This window comes from Alteromonas sp. DY56-G5 (assembly GCF_041414725.1).
Taxonomy (GTDB): domain Bacteria; phylum Pseudomonadota; class Gammaproteobacteria; order Enterobacterales; family Alteromonadaceae; genus Alteromonas; species Alteromonas macleodii.
The window spans coordinates 1-21246 of record NZ_JANHZQ010000032.1; the positions used below are offsets into that span (position 1 = coordinate 1).

The following is a 21246-nucleotide window of genomic DNA, read 5'->3' on the forward strand; positions in this document are numbered from 1 at the left end:
ATGAGCCGTATACGAGGCCCGTATGTACGGTTCTGTGAGAGGGATGAGGCGGTGACGCCTCACCCTACTCGATGTTTTGCCGTACGCCCTATTCATTAAGGTAGCCGCACAGTAAAGCCCATGTAATTGAAAACAATCAGGCGAAAAAAACAGTGCGCAGTCAACTAGGCTGAATAGTTTCGTCCGGGCAAACGGTCTTTTAATCAAATATCTGTGTATTAATGAGTAGGGAATAACATAAGGCGATGGTTATGACGGTTATAAATGAACGGTTAAGCAATGCAAGGTCAGGCATTGGGCTTACAAGGCAGGACAAACAGCGCGGTAGAAAACAAACTGCGTTTTTTTGCTCTATGACAACCACTGCTATTCTATCGCTCTCGGCTTTAGCGCAGCCGTTGTCTCAACCTTCAACTACATCAGACGATGCCGACTTAAGCACCAGTCCTATGGGTTGCCATAACGTTTCGGTGCAAATATTAGGGTCGGGTGGACCTGAATTGGATGACGGCAGAACATCTAGTGCCTATGTGGTTTGGATAAATGACAGCGCCCGCGTGTTGGTAGACGCTGGAAGCGGAAGCAGCGTTCAGTTTGGCGCTGCGGGGGCAACGTTTGAATCGTTAGAAGTTATCTTGCTTTCCCACTTACACACCGATCACTCCGCCGATTTGCCAAGCTTTGTAAAAGGTGGGTATTTCACCGATCGCGAGAAGGATTTAATAATAATGGGGCCAGAGGGCAACGACATTATGCCGTCCACAAACGCCTATGTGTCGTCGTTAATAGGGAAAAACGGCGCGTTTAAGTATCTGTCTTCTTACACCATAGAAGGCCAAGATGACTATGCGATATCCACAAAAAGCATCGGGGCCACAACCTTTGAACAACCGTTTAAACGTAATGTAAACGATAGCGTCAGTGTTGAGGCAATGACGGTGAACCACGGGCCTATTCCAGCATTAGCGTGGAAGGTCAAGGCCAATGGCTGCGAGGCGGTATTTTCAGGCGATACCAATGATAAACAAGGAAACCTTGCTCGTTTTGCTAAAAACGCAGACCTTTTGGTGCTACACAACGCCATTGGTGATGACGCGGGTCAGGTTGCTAAGAACTTGCATATGACGCCGACTCAGATTATCGACATTGCCGCGCAGTCAAACGCTAAGCAAATAGTGTTGTCTCATATTATGAAGCGTAGCGAACCGGGCCTTGATGCACTTACTGAGGCGATTACTGTTGTAGCTGAAGGTCGAGTATATGCCGCTGAAGATTTAATGAACATTACCCTGTCTGAACAGGAGTAAAGTAAGCGTAAACCGTTTGCGATACACGGTTTACGCTTTTATAGAGGTTCTCTAACTATTATTGAGGGGCAAAAGGCAGTGGAATAGGCGTACCGTTCACACTGGCTTCGCCATCTTTTAGTGTTAGCTTTGTCTCGTAACCTTTCTCGGTTTCTTTTATTAAGCCTTGTTGAGCAAAGGTACTTAGCATCATAGGTGTCTGTTGTTCTACAGCGGCTTGAAGCTCTTCAGCCGTCATATTTTGTGCTTGTGGCGTCGCCATTAGTTGGCCCATCATATAACCAGATGCCATACTCTGTGCAAGCGCTTTATCGGCGGTGATTTGTGCATCAGCCAGTAAATGCGTGACCCAATAAGCGGCGTCTTCCAACGTACCGGGAAGTGCATCTATACCCACTAATTTCGTGTTTGCGTAAGCGTTAAACGACCCTTCAGGCAACGTTGCTTTCAGCTTCGTTATATTAATCTCTGGCTCAGCTTTAAGCTGTGTTAGCAAGTTAGCTTCAATAAACTCCATCATTTTGGCTGGCACTTCTTCAGAAGGCACCAATAATGAATTGTTGCTAAAATCTTGATAGGCCTTAATGAAGTCGATATCTAAGTTATTGATGGCAACGCCTAATACCATGTCTGTAGCATCAAGCTCAGGGCCCACGGCTTTGTCGACAGCGTATTCTACGTAGACATTGGCGGTGTTATTGTCTTCGTCAATCTTGACATCGGTAGCAAAAGCTAGGTTCTCAATCTTAACTGTCGCACCTGGCTCAATGTTAGAAATTTCTATGCTTTCAATACGCGCCTTACCAGTAGATTCAAATAAGTCACCTTTGAACGCCGCTACCATATCGCCATCATAGCTCATATCCATAGACAGATTTTTCATCTCTAAGGAAAATTCATCTGCACTTATGCTTAGCGATTCACCCGACGACGTATACAAAGTTTGGTCACCATCAGGCTCAGCTTCACCCGCATAACCAGAGAAAAGCAGTGTGAACCCCTCTTCTTCGGCCGTCGCGCTAAGCGCTGGAATAACGTCTGCGTAGCTTAGTCCACCAAACAAACCAACCACGCCTTCGTTGCGATAAATTGGCTGTTGGCCATCCCACTGAACGTATTCTCTTAACTTATTTCCATCAATAGAGACCGTATAGTGAACGCGGCCTAATCCTAAGCCATCGCCAAAGTACACCGGTCCGTGATGAGCTACTAGCGTAGCGGTAATGCTAGGGTTTTCTTCCATTGGTATATCAGTGGAGTCAACATTCTGTGCATTAATTAGCGCTTGAAAATCGACAGCAAGCTTGATTTCTGCTGTTGTCGAAAACCAGCCTTTGTCATACGAAAGTACCTCGGCAGAATAAACGGCTTGTTGGTTAATTTCGTTTACGGCGGCGTTAACATTTTCGTGAACGCTAGTGCCAATAAAATAAGGGGCAACGCCAAGTGCAACCAAAGTTACGCCCGCGCCAGCTAGAAGAGGTTTGTTCATGATTACAATCCTTTGTTAAAAAGTGTTCCCAGTTCCTCTGGCCACAAATGTAGAGTACGCTGGTGACCTAGAAATTCTACGCATAGGTTGTGCTATGCATCACAGCTTAATCGCAATATAGCCGCTACTATCCGGCGCACCAAACAAGCGTGCGGCCTGATGGACTTCTTGCGGTAAGCTGTCGTCAGGCTTAAATTTACCACTTACTCGAATATTTTTCATCGTAGTAGGGATAACCGCATCCATCGACAAGCTTAGTAAGTTAGGCTCGCTTACTAGTATTCCAATGTCATCGCCTTCACAACGCAGCTTTGCGGAATAAGTGCCAAAATCAATAGGACCCTGTGTACCGGCAACCGTCGCGTTTAGCCAATCTCCGGTGCCGTTTAGCGATTGACACGCAGGCCCAAACGTTAAGTCACTGAGCGACACTTTAAAGCGCCCACCAGCATTTACTGGCAGCGGAAGGCGAACTTGTGCAAGCACGCGGTCTACCGGTAAATACAGCGTGAAGTTTTCGGTATTTACACTGTTTTGGCTGAAAAGTCCCGTGGTAATAGGCCCTTCAAATGCAATGTCGTTTTTATCGCTAATATTACCTGCTTTAAGGTTTAATTTAATTTTACCTATCAACATATGTAAGGGGCTAAGCTCCCATTTTACATTGTTGATGGGCAGGCCATTAACCACTACAGTTTGCGCCTTGCCTGAAAACAAGGTGCCGCTCACACCACTAACGGCAACATTGCTAGGTAACGCAATACGGCCAATAACGTGAACAGCAGGCATGTAAGCAATGGCAAACAATAAGAAGGCAATAATGCCGCCTATAATCCAACTAACTTTCGACTTCATGCTTTACCTAATTGTAATCGGCGAATTTTGATATAGCCTGGCGCATCGGCCTCGGCAATATCCGCTTGAAGAATAATCACGCCCATATTTTCCATGGCTTTGAGCCATTCTAAAACACTGTTAAACGGCGCCTGATCAACCCACACCTGAAGCTCGTCGCCTTGTGGCTGCATACGAGATATAGCAATGTCGTGCTGAGCAGTAGTGCGGTTTACCGCTTGCGGTAACGAGCCAGAGAATGTTCGTTTACCCCCGCTGCTGCGGCGCAATTGCTGTGCTCTTGCTGCACTGTCTTTTACCCAAACCAACAAGGATTGCTGATTGTCGAGAAGCTGTTTCTGTTTATCTAAAGCAGCATTAAGCGGCGACCATACAGCAAAATAAAATAGCGCAATTATTAATAGCACAGCTGAAACCAGTACTAACTTTTGTTCGCGCTCGGTCAGCGCTTTGTACTTTTCTAAGAGTGCATTCATGAGGTACTCCTTACTGATACTGTACCTACAACGCCATTGTCACGATTATTTATGGCCCCTTGTTCAACCACAAAGCCTGCGCTTTCTGCTGTACGTTTAAACTGCTCTAGCGCTTCAAAGTTTTTACCTTGCGCCTGAATGCGAATCTCAGTGCGGGTTGCATCGAAGCGCAGTGTTTGCGGTTTTACATCAGTGGCTGAAAAAGCTGGAGCGAGCTGATCTAGCATTATTAGCATAGAGGCACTGCCACCGCCTTGTTCTAACTTGGCAAGCTCGCTTTGTAGCTTCAATCGCACGTTGCGATAGGTACCAATATTGGGGAAACCCGCTTTAACAGCGGTATTAATCTCACTGCTTAACGCCTGATTTTGGGCTTTAAGCTGGTAAAGAGAAAATCCTTTGTCGATAAGGCTGGTGCATAGCGCTAACACTGCTAATACTGCAGCAACACGCCACTGATTCAGAACACCGCTGCGCTTGCGCTTTACCTTGTAATCGCCTTGGCATAGGTTAAAGCTGCTTTGCATCGCCTCTTTTGCCAATACTTGCATAGGCAGCTCTAAGGGTGCCTGCGCTTCCTCAATATTTGGCAAAGTGCTTAAATCGATACCCGCATAATTGGTAATGGTTATCGGGCTTTCTTGTTGTGCTGTAAAATGGACAAGAGTTGGCAGTAACCATGTTGCCTCGCCCTGCACGCCTTTGAATGTGTCTTGTCGAACGAGAAGCTGTTCACCTAACGTAAGCACTGACCAACCGTTTTCGGTGACTGGCACTGCGAGTACATCAGGAATAATGGTGTCGCAGAATAACCCTGCTTCGCTAAGCCAGGACTGCCACAGCTCCATCTTTTCATGGCTAACTACTGCAACGGCCTGCTCATCGCCTCGCTTAGGGCCGATCGCAAAAAACTGCTGGCTAATGTCAGTGGCAAGCTCGTCTTCTAGCATAAACGGGACGGCAGAAATGATCTTGCGGCCAGCTTTAGGCGGCAGCTCAACCCATTTGAGTAAAATTTCGCTGCTAGGCGCTAAGGCAATAACACTTCGTTGTCCCGCGCGTTCGGTCAGCGAAGATAAGGCTTCTGCATTAGGCAGCTCGCCCGATGCAATAATTTCATCTTCGGTTCGCGAATAAACGAGCCAGCTAATTGGGTCTGTATGGTTGGCGCCTAAACGCACCAAGAGTTGTTCCATCAATAGGTTCCCCCAAACTCGCGATTCACGATGCTAACGCCGGTATCGGCATTAACGTGAAACACGGTGGAAAGCTTAAAGGTTGCTTTGTTGTATTGTGTTTTTGTATGCAACATAAAATATTCAGTTTTAACCGAAAACCAATCTTGTCGAGTGCTTGTTAAATTAAGCGCTTGAATAGAGGGCTCGCTTAAAAATGCATTGGTATCGTCCCAGCCGTTTTGCGGGCGACTGCTAATCAAACTTGCAGCCTGCTGAATGTCTAACCCCGTTAGGCCTGCAAGTAATGGTGCATCTTCTTCTTCTAATGTGTTGACGTTAATTTTCAACTCATTGTAATCCGGGATCACGCAAACTAATGGCAGTAATGCGTCTAGCCACTGTGGTGATACACCGTTAATAATACGCAATTCACTTTTTGATGCCAGTGGTCCGTTAGCTGCTAGGTAAGGAAACTCTCTGGACTCGTATTCGCTGTCTTCTGCACCGTAAGGGCGCATTCTGTCATCTTCGTCGACCCAGTCGGCTAAACTGTCGCGTAAGGTATCTGCGGTGTAGTTGTCTAGTCCGTCAACGCTAAGTGATAGCAACATAGTGTGAAAAGCGTCCATGGCTTCCGTGGTGTTACTCGCTCCACTGCTGCCATTACCGCTGTTACTGCCCGCGCCTCCTGCACTGCCAGACGTAATCGCGTTTAAATTAAAACACGCTTGCAAATCGTCTAAGTTAGCGGTTAAACCACCGTTTTCTAACGGATAGCTGAATTCCTGCGCCCAAGCCTGGTCTATGGAGATAACGTCCGGGCTCTCTTCTATTAAAGACTGTATAGATTTTCGAGCGAATGCCTCGGCTCCCATGGCGTACCAATAAGCCTGATTATTGTCTTTTAAGTTCATCGTACGCTGCACCTGAAGCTGCAAGCGTGTACCCATTTCTGTGGCTAATACCGCAACCAAGGCTACTATCATGAGCACAATCATTAATGCCACGCCTTGCTGCTTAGCGGGTGGAGTAATCGACTTGCGCTGAGTACTCTTGATTGTCATGACGATTCACCCGTAGTTAAGGTAAATTCTCTGCGTATTTTTCCGAAGTCTTTACTGACAAACTCAATGGCCACCGCGCGCGGTAGTGCAGCCCCCTTATAACTTTCGCTCCACGACAGGTCTTCGTCTTCATCTAAGGCACTACTGTTAGCGGTGGCAAGAAATTCAATTTTTAAGCTTTCTACATCCTCTAACAGCACACGGACTTTGGGCTCGTAGCCTATGACGTTATCCACATAGTTGCTGTAAAGGCGCTCCAGTTTGTTTTCTTTGAGTCTATAGGCGACAAACTGTAGGGTACTTCGTGGCAACATTAACTGAGGGTTGTGCCACCCTCCGCGTACAAAACCAATGCCGTCATCGTCACTGTCGTCGGTTTCACCGCCAGACATGACCACGTCTTGCTTTTCGCCGTTAACCCTTGCTGCGCGAGGCACGGCTTGCTGAAGGTCTCGCTCAATCGTGATCATGGCACGCTGCAATAATTGAAGTTTTGCAAAACGCTCTTCTGAAATATCATTGCTGTCGATAACTGTGGTAAGTAGACCTGTGGATGCAAGCCCAATTAGGGTGAATATGGCCATAGCAATCAGTATTTCGATAAGCGTGAATCCGCGCTGCATGCTAATTTCCCGCCGTCGGTTTAGCAACGAAAGTGGTTACTGATGTAACTGAACTGCCGTAGCTTTCGTCTTCACCCACCGAAACGGTTACCGATCGCAAGTCGTTGTCGTTGGTTTTTGTCACCGTTTGCTGCCAGTACCACGTGCGATCGGCCATCTCCATCGTGCCTTTTAAATTGTTCTTGGGCGGCCACGTGGTATCTAATTGAAGCTGGTTTAAGCGATTGCTTGCCACCCAGTTGGCAAAGGTGACAGATTCTATTTGCCCAACGCTTGATAAATGCTCGCCTGCAGCTTTAAGCACTGCTGTACCGGTTAGCGCAAAAATAAGCAGGGCGACCATAACCTCCAGTAGCGTCAAGCCACTTTGCTGGCGTGGCGTGACAGGTGCAACGTTCTTTGTCGATGCATCAACGTTGAACGCACTCATAGTGGTCTCTCCAGAGGCCCTTCAAGCACTAAAGGCGGAAGATCTTGGTTTTGCAGACTGTAATAGACGGGGTTGTCGCCGTCATCACCTTCGTAATTAAACGACAAGGTAAAAGGCGTAATTTCGCCACTCGACATTATAAGCACTTGAGGCGGAGGCAGCTTTTTCTCTTCTTCGTTACCTATTTCAACCCCTTCATCAGAAACACTTAAATTCTCGTCGAATAGTTCCCTGTCAAAGAGCCTGTCTTCAACATCCCATGGTAAGTCGTCTAAATTTAAAGTGAAGGTGAAAGGCTCAGGTAACGTATAAGGCTCGTAGGTTTTTTCGCCTTCGATACGCTGCCACTCATCATCGTCGTCTAAGTAGACAAAGTAGTATTCATTTTTATCGGCTTCAAACCGCACACCAAGCTGTTGTTGATTTAACACCGCAAAATCGCTGGCCATATCAACAATCACCTGCAGGCGTTGCGCTTGGGTTTTTAGCAGGTCAGATTTACTCGCACCGAATGCGTTAAACATAACGTAACCCGCCGCCAATCCCATAAGCAGCAGTACCAGCATGACTTCTAATAGGGTAAAGCCTGCTTTTTTCAAAGATGTACTGCCGCGGTTGCGCATAAAGGTTAGTTCAGGTATTCGTTAATGTTCCAGTTACCAATGTCATCATCAGTACCCGGTTCGCCGTCTGGACCATTAGAAAAAATATCAACTACGCCAAGTTCTCCCGGGCTAATTAGTGCATATGGATTGCCCCACGGATCTTCAGGCAGGCGTTTAATGAAACCACCTTCAGGGTAATTACGAGGAATCGGGTCGATAGTCGGCGCGGTAACTAGCGCTTCTAGTCCCTGTTCTGTGGTTGGAAAGCGGTTGTTACGCAGCTTGTACATCTCAAGCGCACTTTCCATTTGCTGGATGTCTACCGCCGCCTTTTTAAGCTGCGCTTCTTCTTGGTTACCCAAGATTTGCGGTGCCACCATAGACGCCATAATACCGATGATTAGAAGTACGACCATGACTTCAATCAAACTGAAACCAGAACTGCGATTAAGTGTTTTCATTAAATATTCACCATGTTGTTCAATGCTAAAATTGGTTGCAATATTGCCATAACGATAAACAGGACAATGCCTGCCATCGATACAATAAGTAAGGGTTCAAATACCTTAAGTGAGACACCAATAAGCGCTTCAAATTCCCTATCTTGATTATCTGCGGCGCGAGCTAGCATTTGCTGTAACTCCCCCGATTTTTCACCAGACGCAATCATATGCATCATCATTGGTGGAAACATTTTTGTGTTATCCAGCGCAGCCCGAAGGCTGCTGCCTTCTTTAACGTTAATGGCTGCATCTGCCACTTGGTTTTTAATATGCTGATTTTCTAGCACATCACCTGAAATACGCATAGCTTCTAGTAGTGGAACCGCACTGGCACTTAAAATACTTAAGGTACGTGCAAAACGCGCGGTATTGAGCCCGCGAGACACCCGGCCAATTAACGGCAAGGTTAACAGCGCTCTGTGGTAGCGTAGCTTCATGTGCTTTTGCTGCAGCACGCGCTGAATAATGACAACAAGCACGGCAATACCAATAAGCATAAATAAGCCGTAATTTTGCAGCCAGGTACTTATAGAAATAAGAAACTGTGTTATTCCCGGCAGGTCTTGACCCATGTGGTCGAACTGCCCAACAATTTTAGGTACAACCACTGTTAACAATAGCAACACGATACCCATTGCAAAGAACAGCATTAGCGATGGGTAAATCATCGCTTGTGTAATTTGGCTGCGGGTTTGTTGTCTGCGCTCTGTGTAGTCAGCAAGGCGGTTAAGCACGGTATCAAGGTGACCTGATTTTTCACCAGCTGCAACCATCGCACGGTATAGCTCGTCGAACACACTTGGAAATTGACCCAATGCATCGGCAAGTCCATGTCCTTCCACGACTTTACTGCGTACTGCCATCATCATGTTTTTCTGACGAGGCTTTTCACACTGTTCAGCGACGGCAAGCAGTGCTTCTTCAACGGGAAGGGCCGATTCTACAAGGGTGGCGAGCTGACGCGTGAGTAGCGCTAAGTCTGATGCTGAAATACGGGGTTTAAATAAAGAAAACGACAGGCCTTTGCCTTCGCTTTGTGCGCGCTCTGCGACCTGCTCTACTTCTAAGGGAATTAAACCTTTTTCGCGCAGCTGTTGGCGAACCTGGCGTGCGTTATCACCTTCAAGTACGCCATTTGTATTTTTACCGCGGGCATTAACCGCCTTAAAAGCGAATGCCGCCATTTAGTCTTCCCTCGTAACTCGAAGCACTTCTTCAAGTGAGGTAGCGCCCGCCAGCACTTTACTACAGCCGTCTTCACGAATGCTTGGTGTCGTCTTTCTGATGTAGCGTTCAATGGCTTGCTCACCTACACCTTCGTGCATCATCTCGCGCACTTTTTCATCTACCAACAATAGTTCGTGAATACCGGTACGACCGCGATATCCGGTTTGATTACACGCGGCGCAGCCATGGGGCTTGTAGATGGTGGTCTCGCTTGTGGCGTTTTGCCCTAATACTTCAAGCTCAGAAGCGTCAGGCGTATGTGGCTTTTTGCAATCTGGGCACAGGGTACGAACGAGCCGCTGTGACAAGACGGCCAATAAGCTCGAAGACAGCAGAAATGGCTCAATACCCATGTCTTCTAAACGGGTGATCGCGCCCGCTGCCGTATTGGTATGCAGAGTAGAGAGTACTAAGTGACCGGTTAAACTGGCTTGAACAGCAATTTGCGCCGTTTCGATATCACGAATCTCACCCACCATCACTACATCGGGGTCTTGACGCAAAATAGCGCGAAGGCCTCTGGCAAAAGTCATATCTACACGGGGATTAACCTGTGTTTGTCCGATGCCCGGAAGATCGAACTCAATAGGATCTTCAACGGTTAAAATGTTTCTGTCTCGCGAGTTTATCTCGGTTAACCCTGCATACAAGGTGGTACTTTTACCCGAGCCCGTTGGGCCGGTAACCAAAATAATGCCGTGAGGTTTTCGAATAAGAGACGAAAAGTGATTACGGTTTTGCAGCGTCATGCCTAAATCTTCTAGATTTAAGCGCGCATTGTTTTTATCCAGTAGACGCAATACCACACGCTCGCCGTGGCTTGAAGGCATGGTCGAAACACGCACGTCTACTGCTCGCCCAGCAATACGCAATGTAATACGGCCATCTTGAGGCACGCGTTTCTCGGCGATATCTAACTTCGCCATAACTTTAATACGCGATACCAGCATGGAAGAAAGTTTGCGATTCGGGCGCAAAATTTCGCGTAACACGCCGTCTACCCTGAAGCGAACCACAAGCTGGTTTTCAAAGGTTTCAATGTGAATATCTGATGCACCTTCTTTAATCGCCTCGCCCAACATGGCGTTGATAAGCTTAATAATAGGCGCATCGTCTTCACTGTCTAACAGGTCTTCAGTGTCAGGCAAGTCTTCAGCAAGAGCGAACAAATCACTCTCGTTGCCAAGGTCTTCCATTAGCTGTTTAGCCGCAGAGCTATCGCGTTGAAACGCACTGGTAAGCAGGCTTTCAAATTCATTGGCAGGAATAGTTTTCGGCACAAAGGGCTCGCCGTAGAAACGTCGCACTTCAGCGAATACATCAAACGGCGTATTCTCTGTAAAATACAAAACCGCAGGGGTTTCATTGGTTTCCAGCAATACCTGATTGCGCTTCGCAAAGCTAAAAGAAAGCTGTCTTGAACCGGCCTCCTCTTCAGGCAAACCTGCGTCTTTACCCATGGCTTCTAAGGCTTCTTCTTGCGCCTCTAATGCCTGAGTAATTTGTTCGTCCTGCCCTGCCATGCTAGTCGTTACCTTCTTCTTGTTTCTGCTTCTCTTTCTCAGAAAGGTACTCTTCGAATGAAGGTGGCAACGCTAGCGCATCATCCCATTGTGGAATAGTCGGGGTTTCTTCGTAAGGCATTAGCGATACACCTTCTTGCTGGCGTTTTAGCTGCAGTGCACGAATGTAATTGTATTTGCGATGGCTGATTGTGTTCATGGTTGCACCGTCACGGACAATGGTCGGTTTCAAGAACACCATCAAGTTACGCTTACGCTTGCTTGTAGACGTCGTCTTGAAAAGATGACCAAGAACAGGGATATCGCCTAAAAGTGGCACTTTAGACACACTTTCTTGTACGTCTTCGTCAATCAAGCCGCCTAGTACGATAGTACCACCATCGTCAACAATCACTGTGGTTTTGATTTCGCGCTTGTTGATAGAGATGTCTACTGATGTCGCACCGCTAACGCTAGACACTTCTTGTTCAATAAGAAGCTGAACGGCATCGCCTTCGTTAATTTGCGGCGTAACTTTAAGTTTAATGCCCACTTCTTGACGATCCACCGTTTGGAACGGGTTAGAGTTGTTCGAGCCGGTTGTCGTACCGGTAATAATCGGTACTTCCTGACCCACAATGAAAAACGCTTCTTCGTTATCCATGGTAGTTAGGTGAGGTGTGGCAAGAATATTTGAATTGGTATCAGTGCTTACCGCCTGTACCACTGCGCCCCAGCCATTTTCGATAACGCCAGCAATCAGGCCGTTTGCACCGCCAAGTAAGCTTGCAAGAGCAGTGAAGTCGCCTTCTATCGTGTCCGTTGTTTCTACCACTTCACCGTTGGCAGTGATGTTGGTTTGCGTGGTCTCTCTATCTTCGGCCTGTCGTAGTGCCACAGCTAATGAACCGACGCCTATAACACCATTATTGAACTGTGTACCACCGCCCTCTTCTGACACCCATTGCACACCTAATGTGTTGCCGTCGCCTTCAAAAACTTCAACGATAATGGCTTCAACTTGTACCTGTGCACGGCGAATATCCAGTTGACGCACCACTTCTTCTAGCGAGCGCATCATGTCTGGCTCTGCAGTTATAACAATGGCATTAGAATCTTCGTGCGCATCAATGCTGATTTCACGGTTAGAGCCAGCTCGACGTGACGTAGTGCCACCACCTTGCTCTTCAGCTTGAATGCTTGCAGATACGCCCTGCAATACTTTTACTAAATCTTCCGCTTTAGCGTAGTTAAGAAACAGCACGCGGGTATTGCCGTTTGACTCAAGCTCTTGGTCCATGCGCTGAATAAGGTTAATAAGACGCTGACGCGCTTTAATATCACCGCTTACAATAACTGAGTTAGTTCTGTCGTCTGCCACTACGCGAGGCTCAGACTTAGTACCAGTATTGGCTTTACCTTGTGACTTATTAATACTGTCAATAATGCGCACCATTTCTGATGCTGACGCATAGCGAAGTTTAACGATTTCTACTTCTTCGTCACCGGCACGGTCCACGCGCTCGATAATTTCTACTAGTCGGTTAACTACCGCAGCACGGCCGGTTAGCATCATTACGTTCGATGGGTCGTGGCTAACCACGTTACCGCCGCCCGCCTGGTCATTTAGCTGACGTAAAATAGGTGCAAGTTCGCGCACCGGTACGTTATAAACAGGCACAACGCGAGTGATCATTTCATCGCCGTCGCGATTAGCGCCTTCAACAACAGGAATATTGGATGTTTTAGCGTCTTTCGAGCGAACCACTTTCAAAATACCGCTAGGCATTTCTACAACGGCGAAGTCATACACTTGTAGTACGTTTAGGAAAAACTGGTAGTACTGATCTTCATCGAGCATGTCATAGCTGCGTACGCTTATTTTTCCACGTACGTTAGGGTCGACAATAATGGTGCGCTCAAGATTTTTACCAACAATATTAATAAACTCGTTGATGTCAGTATCTTTGAAATTAGGCATGTACTCAGCGGCCGTCACCGAGAAACACAGAAGCGCTGTACACATGGCTGTGCTCAAGCGAGATAATAGTTTTTGGCTAGTGCGCCTTTTCATTCTAACTTCCTTCATTTCCTAACTTGTCGATGACCGAATTGCTTTATTTGTTATTTTGCTTACCTAGCGACAATATAGCGCTGCTACCGTTAGTGGTATTAAGACTCGGGTAAATCTAGGTATAGCGTAGTTAAACTGCCATCTCGAATAATCGTTAATTCTATAGTTTGTGCGTTGCGTAGCTCAGACAGCGCCTCTTGCGATTGCTGCAAGTCGGTAAGGTCTAGCCCGTTAATCTGTGTAATAACATCACCAGCCTGAAGCCCTGCCGATTTAAATAATTCAGGCTCTTTGCCAGGGCTCACCTGGTAGCCGATAAGCTGGCCTTCTTCAGTTTTTGGCGATATTGAAATAAAGTCTGTGAAGTTGGCTGGACGCTCTCGCAGTGCTGCAGTTGCCTCTAATGCTTCGTCGCTAAGCTCAACGGTGTCTTCTTCTAATTCTTCTGGCTCAGGTCGATTTCTTGCCTGCATTTCACGGCGACGATTAGCTTCGTCGTAGTCAATTCCGTCAAGCATCAGGGTTTCGTTTCTCACCCCGTTCTTAATAATAACGCGATCGTTGTACACTTTTTGCAACGTGGCATTGGTGCCTTCAATCTTCTCACCTAAGCCATAAACCGCTTGGCTGCCGCGATTTTCAATAATAGCGGTACCCGCTTCCTGCTCTGAACTGGCCACAACGCCCGTCAGGGTTAGGTTTAAGCGCGTTTCTGGTGCGTCGGTAACCTCGGCGACCGGTTCAGCAGGTTTGGCCGCAGCATTACCAAATAAATTCAGCTGTTGTATTTTTGCGATGTTGACCCCATTTTGGCCTGACGACGAAGAAATAACCGGAGCACGGCTTACTGTGGGTGTCGCAGATAGTTGAGGTTCGGGTATAATTCGCCACACGAGTTTGGCAGCAAATGCAATTAAATACAGGCTGAGCAGAACCACTACGATGGTATGTAGCTGTTTTTGATGCTGGTTCAGATAAACAACCAGAGATTGTGGGTTGGGTTTATTGAATGTCATGCTGCCACTGATGGTACTGCTTTATTATAATCTAGTGAATTTTTGGTTAACCGCGCTTTAGCAAACCCATAATAGCCTAGTAAAGGTGAGGGTCACAACACTAAAGCCACACCATTACGAAAATATTACATGAGCCAATCGGATAGCAACAATACAACACAAAATGTCAGGCTGGACAAGTGGCTATGGGCTGCAAGGTTCTTTAAGACCCGCGCAATAGCAAGAGACATGGTGCAGTCGGGAAAAGTCCAGTACAACGGGCAAAGAGCCAAACCTGGTAAGCATGTAGAGCTTGGCGCCATGATTAAAGTTCCCTCAGGATGGGATAATCGTGAAATTAAGGTGCTAGGCTTAAGTGACAAGCGTTTGAGCGCGCCTTTGGCGCAGGCGCTTTTTGAAGAGACGATTGAAAGTGTAACAAAACGTGAAGAAAACCAAACGGCGCGCAAAATGAACGCCTTTCACAGCCCTAAACCAGATCATAGACCTGATAAAAAGCAGCGACGACAGATTATTAAATTTAAGCAGCAATAATGAGCTGCTCAACAGGATTAGTTATGAGCGATTTCGATAAATTACACCGCTTCTTATTTACCCAAGCTAACGTTCGTGGCGAATTGGTTCGCCTTGATGAAAGCTTAAATCAAATTGTGCACAGCTATGAATACCCTGTGCAAATTCAAACATTGCTAAGTGAAATGGCGGCAGCGACGTCATTGTTAACGGCAACGCTTAAGTTTAAAGGTGAAATTTCTCTTCAAATTCAAAGCAAAGGCCCAGTAAGTTACGCGGTGTTAAACGCCACTCACGAACAAACGCTTCGCGGTGTGGCGCGCTGGGACGAGACATTAGAAACATTGCCAGAAACGTTTTCAGAGTTATTGTCTCAAGCGGTATTGGTCATTACTATCACACCTGATGAAGGCGAGCGTTATCAAGGCGTTGTTGCATTAGATAAGCCTTCTCTAGCCGAATGTATTGAAGGCTACTTTGCTCAGTCAGAGCAGCTAGCGACCAGCGTGCACCTAATGACTGACATGAGCGACCCTAAAAACGCGAAAGCGTCGGGAGTGTTACTTCAGGTCTTACCGACTGATGCTAGCGCTACTGATGTGTCGCAAGCCAATGAGTTTGCTCATATCTCTAAACTTACTCAAACGTTGACCAAAGAAGAGATGTTTACGTTGTCGGTTGAAGACATTTTATATCGTCTTTACCACCAAGAAGACGTGGAAGTGTATCCCGCGAAGGACGTAACCTTTGCCTGCTCATGCTCAAAGGAGCGCAGCGCTGAAGCACTTCGTCACGTTGAGAAGTCTGAGCTTCACGCAATTATTGCTGAAGAAGGGGCGATCAAAATGAACTGCCAGTATTGTCATACTGAATATCGCTTCGATAGTATCGACGTAGAGGCTATTCACAGCGGCAACTTCGACGCACCGTCTTCAAATCAGTAACTACTTGTTTACTGCTGTGTTAAAGCACCTTCTTTCGAAGGTGCTTTTTTGTTTCTGAATCTCTCACCGTCTAGATAGGTTCATTTTCCCAACACTTCACTTGTGGTTAAAAAATGCCCAGTAGTAAGTGTTTAACTTTCCTACATCATCCTATTTTCCTTTTCTTCCTGTCGTGGTGAAAATTTTCACCTTCACTTTCTAAAAAAAATTGTCATTTTTTATTTTGAAATTCATCGATCAATATAGGTTTTCTACGCCCTATTTTTGCATTTATATCCAAGGAAAAGGCTTTCCTTGTAATTAATTTACAATATTTATGAAATTAACATATGAGAAATAGTGAGTATGTGTTTTATAAATGCGCGCTAGGCCTTGTTTACATTACACTCGAAGAGGTGATACTTTTTTGAAAGTGCTTTTGAAAAATTACATATAGGGTAACAGCCATGACCGCAGCAGCCTCAATTCAAACGGATCTGAAAGTAACGCCACTCACCGACCTGCCAAATGCAGAACTTATCGAGCGCGCCGTCAAGCGCGGCGAAGGTGTCCTTGACAAAAACGGGGCGCTTGTCGTTGAGACCGGAAAACGAACCGGTCGCTCTCCAAATGATAGATTTATCGTTAAAGAGTCAACAACCGAAAATGACATCGATTGGGGCAAGGTGAACAAGCCTTTTGACGCTGACAAATTTGATGCGCTGTGGGACCGCGTTGAAGCCTACCTGTCTACCCAAGAACACTTTCTTTCACACCTTCAAGTGGGCTCCGATCCTGAACATGCTTTGTCGCTTGAAGTAAGAACGCAAACCGCGTGGCAGCACGTTTTTGCCCGCAACCTTTTTATTATTCCTGAACAATGGAATGTTAAAGGCGACCAGCCTTGGCAAATCTTAAACGTACCTGGTTTCACTTGTGAGCCAGAGCGTGACGGCACAAACAGTGATGGCACAGTTATCATCAACTTCGCGAAAAAACGCGTATTGCTTGCGGGCATGCGTTACGCGGGTGAAATGAAAAAAGCCATGTTCTCAGTGCAAAACTTCCTGCTTCCGGCAAAAGACGTGCTACCTATGCACTGTTCTGCCAACGTGGGTGAAGAAGGCGACGTGACTCTGTTTTTCGGTCTTTCAGGCACAGGTAAAACCACGCTTTCAGCCGATCCTAAGCGCTTCTTGATTGGTGACGACGAGCACGGCTGGGCACCAGGTAGCGTTTTTAATATTGAAGGCGGTTGCTACGCTAAATGTATCGACCTATCTCAAAAGAACGAGCCAGTAATTTGGAATGCTATCAAGTTTGGTACCATCCTAGAAAACGTAGTGCTTGATGAAACACGCACGCCAGATTATACCGACACGTCGTTAACCCAAAACTCACGTGCGGCCTATCCGCTTTCACACATTGAAAAGCGCGTTGCTGAAAACCGAGGCGGCGAACCTCGCTCGGTTGTATTTTTGACCTGTGACGTAAGTGGCGTGTTGCCTCCTGTTTCAGTGTTAAGTGAAGAAGCTGCGGCGTATCACTTCCTAAGCGGTTACACAGCGAAAGTAGGCTCTACTGAGATTGGCTCTACTAGCGATATTGAATCAACCTTCTCAACTTGTTTTGGTGCGCCTTTCTTCCCACGTCCAGCAGGCGTGTATGCAGAGCTTCTGATTAAGCGTGTTAAAGCGTTTGGCGCTAAGGTTTACTTGGTTAATACCGGTTGGACAGGCGGTCCTTACGGCACAGGTAGCCGTTTTGATATCCCTACTACACGCGCCATCATCGATGCGATTGTATCGGGTAACTTAGCTGATGTTGAAACTCAGCATATTGACGCGTTAAACCTAGATGTGCCAGTGGCAATAGACGGTGTAGACAGCAATTTGCTTGTGCCACAAAACACGTGGGCAGACAAAGAGAAGTACAACGAATACGCCGCTAACTTAGTCAACGACTTTAAACAGAACTTTGAAAAATACGACGTTAGCGACGCTATCGTTAAAGCCGGGCCGGGTAACTAACACTCGGTTCGCCCCTTCCCAACGTTCATCACACTCAACGTGATTGATGTTTTGCCCGCACCGTGTTGCGGGCTTTTTTATGCGGATTGGTATTATTAGGCTTTCGAGAGCTAGCTGCTTTAATGGCACCTTTAATATTAGAGCATTGAGCTAAACCAATTTGTGGATACTGGAGTAAAGTTGATGTCGGCCTTGTACTGAAAAAGTGCGCTGTCCATATGACTATCTCTTATCCAGTATTTCTGTTTATCAATAGAGATAAGTCTTAGGGTGTAGGGCACGCCAAATGGATCTAGAGGAGCAGTTTCGATAAGTAGCGAAGTATCAAAAATACTAATCTCTCTTTGTTTATTGTTTGGTGGTGGAGTTAATTTATTTTGAGCATCATAAATAACTGGAACATGTAAATACACAACGCCTTGTGGGAGGTTATGTTTACTGACAACCTCAAATAACTCTTCGCGATCAAATCCCGATTGTTGGATGTCCCAACTGGAGTCAATAAATACTGTCGCTAAAGCGACGGTATTATCTCCAACATGAATAAATGCGCTAGGCTGAAATAATCTGACAAAGCAATAAAACCCAAATAAAGATGTAATGACACCAAATAACATCCATCGCATCATTCATTTCGCTTTAGATTAACTTTATTAGGAAAGGTTGGCATCGGCGCATAAGGCATAACGAAGTATTCTCCAATGATTAATAGACTCCCTGTTTATACATCTTTTTATATCAGTAAGTGAGCCAAAGAGATAATCATTAATAAAGCAATTGTTGTTAACAAATTTAACATTATGAATACGTATGTTTATTTAAGTTGAGCAATGCACTGGCTATCATTCACCGTACACAAGTAGGCTTTAATTAAGCGCGCTTCGCATCGAAGCATAAAAAAGGTTTTAAGTATGATAGACAGGCAACTGCGTGTATCACTGGCATGTGCGGGTTTTGCACTCTTTTCGGCAAATGCGCTAGCGGAAGTTCAAACAGCAACACTTGAAAACGCAACGCTTACCATTGATACGGATACTAATGATTTTAAGATAAAGGCGCTGCGTAACAACAGTTTTCAGGTAACCTACCTTACCGATGGCAAAGGTGCGCCCTACGCAAACCTACCTTCTATGGCACTTCCTGAGGAAGCCACGAGTGCAGTTACAAAAGATATCGCAGGCGATGTTGAGCTAGAAGAAACCGCAACAACGCTTACCTTGAAATTCAATAATATTTCTGCACATGTCGATAAATCAACGCACGTTATCAGTTACTCGGTAAACGGCAAAGTAGTAGCAAAAGAACAAGATGGGCTAAACATTTCTGATAACGGCGTCAGCCTGTCGTTTGCGTTAGATGAAAACGAAAAACTCTACGGTGGCGGCCAGCGCGTTTTAGGTATGGATCGTCGTGGTCATAGCATGCCGCTATATAACAAAGCACACTATGGCTACACCACGTCTTCAAATCAGATGTACTTTGGTTTGTCGGCTGTGATGTCGTCAAAAAATTACAGCGTATTGTTCGATAACACCGCTTCTGGAGAGCTAGATATTGGCAAAACGAACAGCGACGAGTTGCTATTTAAGGCACAAGGCGGCCGTGCTAGCTACATCATGGTGTTGGGTGAAAATTTAGAAGACACGGTTACGAATACCGTAGCAGTTACGGGAAAACAGCCGCTTCCACCGCGTTGGCTGCTGGGTAACTTTGCGTCTCGATTTGGCTATAAATCTCAAAATGAGGTGATGGATGTTGTCGATGCCTTTAATACGCAAGATATTCCCGTTGATGCCGTAGTGCTCGATTTATATTGGTTTGGTAAAGACATTAAAGGGCATATGGGGAACTTAAGTTGGGACACCGCCGCTTTCCCTGAGCCTGAGAAAATGATTAGTGAGCTACGCGCTCAAGACGTGAAAACCGTGCTTATAACGGAGCCTTTTATTCTTACGACGTCAAAGCAATGGGATAGCGCCGTTGCCAGTAATGCCCTTGCTCAAAACGATGATGGTGCGCCGTATACTTTCGATTTCTATTTTGGCAATACCGGCCTTGTTGATGTGTTCAGTGAAGCGGGTCAAAATTGGTTTTGGCAATATTATGAAAAGCTTGCTGCACAGGGTGTTGCCGGCTGGTGGGGCGACTTGGGAGAGCCAGAAGTGCACCCTGATGATATTCAGCACATGTGGCAGTCTACAAAAGTAAGCGGCGCAGAAGTGCACAATGCCTACGGTCACCAGTGGGCTAAAACCGTATATAACAATTTAACAGAGCTTCAGCCTGATACGCGCCCCTTTGTGCTGATGCGTTCAGGATTTTTGGGCAGTCAACGGTACGGAATGGTGCCTTGGACAGGCGATGTGAGTCGAAGCTGGGGCGGACTTAAACCTCAGGTAGAGTTGGCACTTCAAATGAGTGTTTTTGGAATGGCGTATACCCATTCCGACTTAGGTGGGTTTGCTGGAGGCGAAACCTTTGATCCTGAGCTTTATACAAGATGGCTTCAGTTCGGTACCTTTTCACCGGTATTTAGGCCTCATGCTCAAGATAATATTGCGCCAGAGCCAATTTTCCACGCCGATCCCGTAAAGTCTATTGCGCGCAAGTTTATCCAACTTCGCTATGACATGCTGCCTTACAACTATTCACTTGCCTTTGAAAATGCGCTTTACGGCACGCCATTAATGCGCCCGTTAGCTATGGCGTATGGTGAAAGCGATTGGTTTGAAAATGCAGACAGTTATCTGTGGGGCGATGGCCTGTTAGTTTCGCCTGTGACTAGCGCTAACCAAACGGTGTGGCCGACCAAGTTGCCTGAAGGCGTATGGTTTGATTTTTTCTCTGATACGAAATACCAAGGTGGTCAAACCGTTAACTACCCGCTAAGCCAAGATAATTTCCCGGTGTGGGTAAAAGCAGGAAGCTTTATGCCAATGGCTGACGGGCTTAGCCGCACAGAGCAGTTTGATGCCCGTAAAATAGAAATGCATTACTGGCATGACAATTCAGTGAATTCATCTTCATATACTTATTACGAGGATGACGGCAAAAATCCAGCGTCTGTCAAAAAAGGCTTATACACAAAGCTACTTCTTAATGCGTCAGTAGACGATAAGGCCGCATTAACCCTGACGCTTGATAGTGAAGGTAGCTATATAGGTATGCCTAAGCAGCGAGATATCACTTACATCGTGCATGGTTTAAGCGAAAAACCACAGAGCGTTTCATTTGATGGCAGGAGCGTACCTGTAATGTGGGATGAAAAAGGGAAAACGCTTTCACTTGCAATTTCTTGCGATTATCAGCAATCTGTAAAGGTAGTGATTATGTGATAATTAAGGGCTGCTGTTCTTTCTTGCACAGTAAAGGTCAGCGCCCTCAAAAGGTTCACTTTGTGGTCAAGGGCATAACTACGCTGTGCCCTC

The 21246-nt window shown here is 46.2% G+C and carries 19 protein-coding genes; 5 read left to right on the plus strand and 14 right to left on the minus strand.

Annotated elements, in window-relative coordinates:
- Positions 1 to 251 precede the first annotated feature (251 nt).
- Complete coding sequence (locus NO989_RS15040; protein WP_371342807.1) at positions 252 to 1307, plus strand: MBL fold metallo-hydrolase; 1056 nt, start codon at positions 252 to 254, stop codon at positions 1305 to 1307.
- Between the two features lie 58 nt (positions 1308 to 1365).
- On the opposite strand, the gene NO989_RS15045 is transcribed toward NO989_RS15040, so the two are convergent.
- The 13 genes from NO989_RS15045 to gspC all read right to left on the minus strand — a co-directional run bounded on the left by NO989_RS15045 (position 1366) and on the right by gspC (position 14352).
- Positions 1366 to 2799 (minus strand): YdgA family protein, encoded by a 1434-nt coding sequence (locus NO989_RS15045; RefSeq protein ID WP_371342808.1) that lies wholly within the window; start codon positions 2797 to 2799, stop codon positions 1366 to 1368.
- Between the two features lie 99 nt (positions 2800 to 2898).
- Complete coding sequence (locus tag NO989_RS15050) at positions 2899 to 3654, minus strand: type II secretion system protein N (protein ID WP_371342809.1); 756 nt, start codon at positions 3652 to 3654, stop codon at positions 2899 to 2901.
- Positions 3651 to 4130 carry a type II secretion system protein GspM gene (gene gspM / locus NO989_RS15055; RefSeq protein WP_014977776.1) on the minus strand — a complete coding sequence of 160 codons (480 nt, stop codon included), beginning with the start codon at positions 4128 to 4130 and terminating at the stop codon, positions 3651 to 3653. Before gspM ends, NO989_RS15050 begins: the two co-directional genes overlap by 4 nt.
- Positions 4127 to 5326: a type II secretion system protein GspL gene (gene gspL / locus NO989_RS15060; RefSeq protein ID WP_239217827.1), complete on the minus strand. Its 1200-nt coding sequence runs from the start codon at positions 5324 to 5326 to the stop codon at positions 4127 to 4129. The genes gspM and gspL overlap by 4 nt, the downstream gene beginning before the upstream one ends.
- Positions 5326 to 6372, minus strand: a complete 1047-nt coding sequence (gspK, locus tag NO989_RS15065) for a type II secretion system minor pseudopilin GspK (protein ID WP_239217825.1) — start codon at positions 6370 to 6372, stop codon at positions 5326 to 5328. The genes gspL and gspK overlap by 1 nt, the downstream gene beginning before the upstream one ends.
- Entirely contained in the window at positions 6369 to 6995 is a 627-nt protein-coding gene (gspJ, locus tag NO989_RS15070) for a type II secretion system minor pseudopilin GspJ (RefSeq protein WP_239217823.1), read from the minus strand. Before gspJ ends, gspK begins: the two co-directional genes overlap by 4 nt.
- Position 6996: 1 nt before the next feature.
- Positions 6997 to 7425, minus strand: coding sequence for a type II secretion system minor pseudopilin GspI (gene gspI, locus NO989_RS15075; RefSeq protein ID WP_014951311.1), 429 nt, complete (start codon positions 7423 to 7425; stop codon positions 6997 to 6999).
- Entirely contained in the window at positions 7422 to 8048 is a 627-nt protein-coding gene (gspH, locus tag NO989_RS15080) for a type II secretion system minor pseudopilin GspH (protein WP_014977775.1), read from the minus strand. The genes gspI and gspH overlap by 4 nt, the downstream gene beginning before the upstream one ends.
- Positions 8049 to 8053: 5 nt before the next feature.
- Positions 8054 to 8491 (minus strand): type II secretion system major pseudopilin GspG, encoded by a 438-nt coding sequence (gene gspG, locus NO989_RS15085; protein ID WP_014951309.1) that lies wholly within the window; start codon positions 8489 to 8491, stop codon positions 8054 to 8056.
- A complete protein-coding gene (gene gspF / locus NO989_RS15090) occupies positions 8491 to 9717 on the minus strand; it encodes a type II secretion system inner membrane protein GspF (protein WP_014951308.1) in 1227 nt (408 codons plus the stop codon). Before gspF ends, gspG begins: the two co-directional genes overlap by 1 nt.
- Positions 9718 to 11283, minus strand: a complete 1566-nt coding sequence (gene gspE / locus NO989_RS15095) for a type II secretion system ATPase GspE (protein WP_275445276.1) — start codon at positions 11281 to 11283, stop codon at positions 9718 to 9720.
- A gap of 1 nt (position 11284) precedes the next feature.
- On the minus strand, positions 11285 to 13336 hold the full coding sequence (gene gspD, locus NO989_RS15100) for a type II secretion system secretin GspD (RefSeq protein ID WP_081106123.1): 2052 nt from the start codon (positions 13334 to 13336) through the stop codon (positions 11285 to 11287).
- A gap of 98 nt (positions 13337 to 13434) precedes the next feature.
- Positions 13435 to 14352: a type II secretion system protein GspC gene (gspC, locus tag NO989_RS15105; protein ID WP_014951305.1), complete on the minus strand. Its 918-nt coding sequence runs from the start codon at positions 14350 to 14352 to the stop codon at positions 13435 to 13437.
- A gap of 129 nt (positions 14353 to 14481) precedes the next feature.
- Between gspC and hslR the strand changes: the two genes are divergently transcribed.
- The 3 genes from hslR (at position 14482) to NO989_RS15120 (ending at position 17818) form a co-directional block, all read left to right on the plus strand.
- Positions 14482 to 14886 (plus strand): ribosome-associated heat shock protein Hsp15, encoded by a 405-nt coding sequence (gene hslR / locus NO989_RS15110; RefSeq protein ID WP_014977772.1) that lies wholly within the window; start codon positions 14482 to 14484, stop codon positions 14884 to 14886.
- Between the two features lie 23 nt (positions 14887 to 14909).
- On the plus strand, positions 14910 to 15809 hold the full coding sequence (gene hslO / locus NO989_RS15115) for an Hsp33 family molecular chaperone HslO (protein ID WP_014951303.1): 900 nt from the start codon (positions 14910 to 14912) through the stop codon (positions 15807 to 15809).
- Between the two features lie 446 nt (positions 15810 to 16255).
- On the plus strand, positions 16256 to 17818 hold the full coding sequence (locus tag NO989_RS15120; RefSeq protein ID WP_283645351.1) for a phosphoenolpyruvate carboxykinase: 1563 nt from the start codon (positions 16256 to 16258) through the stop codon (positions 17816 to 17818).
- Between the two features lie 137 nt (positions 17819 to 17955).
- Here the strand turns inward: NO989_RS15120 and NO989_RS15125 are convergent, their stop codons facing one another.
- Positions 17956 to 18447 (minus strand): hypothetical protein, encoded by a 492-nt coding sequence (locus NO989_RS15125; RefSeq protein ID WP_075177188.1) that lies wholly within the window; start codon positions 18445 to 18447, stop codon positions 17956 to 17958.
- Positions 18448 to 18729: 282 nt separating this feature from the next.
- On the opposite strand from NO989_RS15125, the gene NO989_RS15130 reads away from it, so the two are divergent.
- Positions 18730 to 21153: a TIM-barrel domain-containing protein gene (locus tag NO989_RS15130; protein WP_371342810.1), complete on the plus strand. Its 2424-nt coding sequence runs from the start codon at positions 18730 to 18732 to the stop codon at positions 21151 to 21153.
- Positions 21154 to 21246: the final 93 nt, after the last annotated feature.

Bases quoted from the DNA above. Each gene is read 5' to 3' on its own strand.
- NO989_RS15120 (WP_283645351.1), top strand. From the start codon at position 16,256: ATGACCGCAGCAGCCTCAATTCAAACGGATCTGAAAGTAACGCCACTC.
- NO989_RS15045 (WP_371342808.1), bottom strand. From the start codon at position 2,799: ATGAACAAACCTCTTCTAGCTGGCGCGGGCGTAACTTTGGTTGCACTT.
- gspC (WP_014951305.1), bottom strand. From the start codon at position 14,352: ATGACATTCAATAAACCCAACCCACAATCTCTGGTTGTTTATCTGAAC.
- NO989_RS15040 (WP_371342807.1), top strand. From the start codon at position 252: ATGACGGTTATAAATGAACGGTTAAGCAATGCAAGGTCAGGCATTGGG.
- gspF (WP_014951308.1), bottom strand. From the start codon at position 9,717: ATGGCGGCATTCGCTTTTAAGGCGGTTAATGCCCGCGGTAAAAATACA.
- gspK (WP_239217825.1), bottom strand. From the start codon at position 6,372: ATGACAATCAAGAGTACTCAGCGCAAGTCGATTACTCCACCCGCTAAG.
- gspI (WP_014951311.1), bottom strand. From the start codon at position 7,425: ATGAGTGCGTTCAACGTTGATGCATCGACAAAGAACGTTGCACCTGTC.
- NO989_RS15130 (WP_371342810.1), top strand. From the start codon at position 18,730: ATGATAGACAGGCAACTGCGTGTATCACTGGCATGTGCGGGTTTTGCA.
- gspM (WP_014977776.1), bottom strand. From the start codon at position 4,130: ATGAATGCACTCTTAGAAAAGTACAAAGCGCTGACCGAGCGCGAACAA.
- hslR (WP_014977772.1), top strand. From the start codon at position 14,482: ATGAGCCAATCGGATAGCAACAATACAACACAAAATGTCAGGCTGGAC.
- NO989_RS15125 (WP_075177188.1), bottom strand. From the start codon at position 18,447: ATGATGCGATGGATGTTATTTGGTGTCATTACATCTTTATTTGGGTTT.
- gspE (WP_275445276.1), bottom strand. From the start codon at position 11,283: ATGGCAGGGCAGGACGAACAAATTACTCAGGCATTAGAGGCGCAAGAA.
- gspH (WP_014977775.1), bottom strand. From the start codon at position 8,048: ATGCGCAACCGCGGCAGTACATCTTTGAAAAAAGCAGGCTTTACCCTA.
- gspG (WP_014951309.1), bottom strand. From the start codon at position 8,491: ATGAAAACACTTAATCGCAGTTCTGGTTTCAGTTTGATTGAAGTCATG.
- gspL (WP_239217827.1), bottom strand. From the start codon at position 5,326: ATGGAACAACTCTTGGTGCGTTTAGGCGCCAACCATACAGACCCAATT.
- NO989_RS15050 (WP_371342809.1), bottom strand. From the start codon at position 3,654: ATGAAGTCGAAAGTTAGTTGGATTATAGGCGGCATTATTGCCTTCTTA.
- gspD (WP_081106123.1), bottom strand. From the start codon at position 13,336: ATGAAAAGGCGCACTAGCCAAAAACTATTATCTCGCTTGAGCACAGCC.
- gspJ (WP_239217823.1), bottom strand. From the start codon at position 6,995: ATGCAGCGCGGATTCACGCTTATCGAAATACTGATTGCTATGGCCATA.
- hslO (WP_014951303.1), top strand. From the start codon at position 14,910: ATGAGCGATTTCGATAAATTACACCGCTTCTTATTTACCCAAGCTAAC.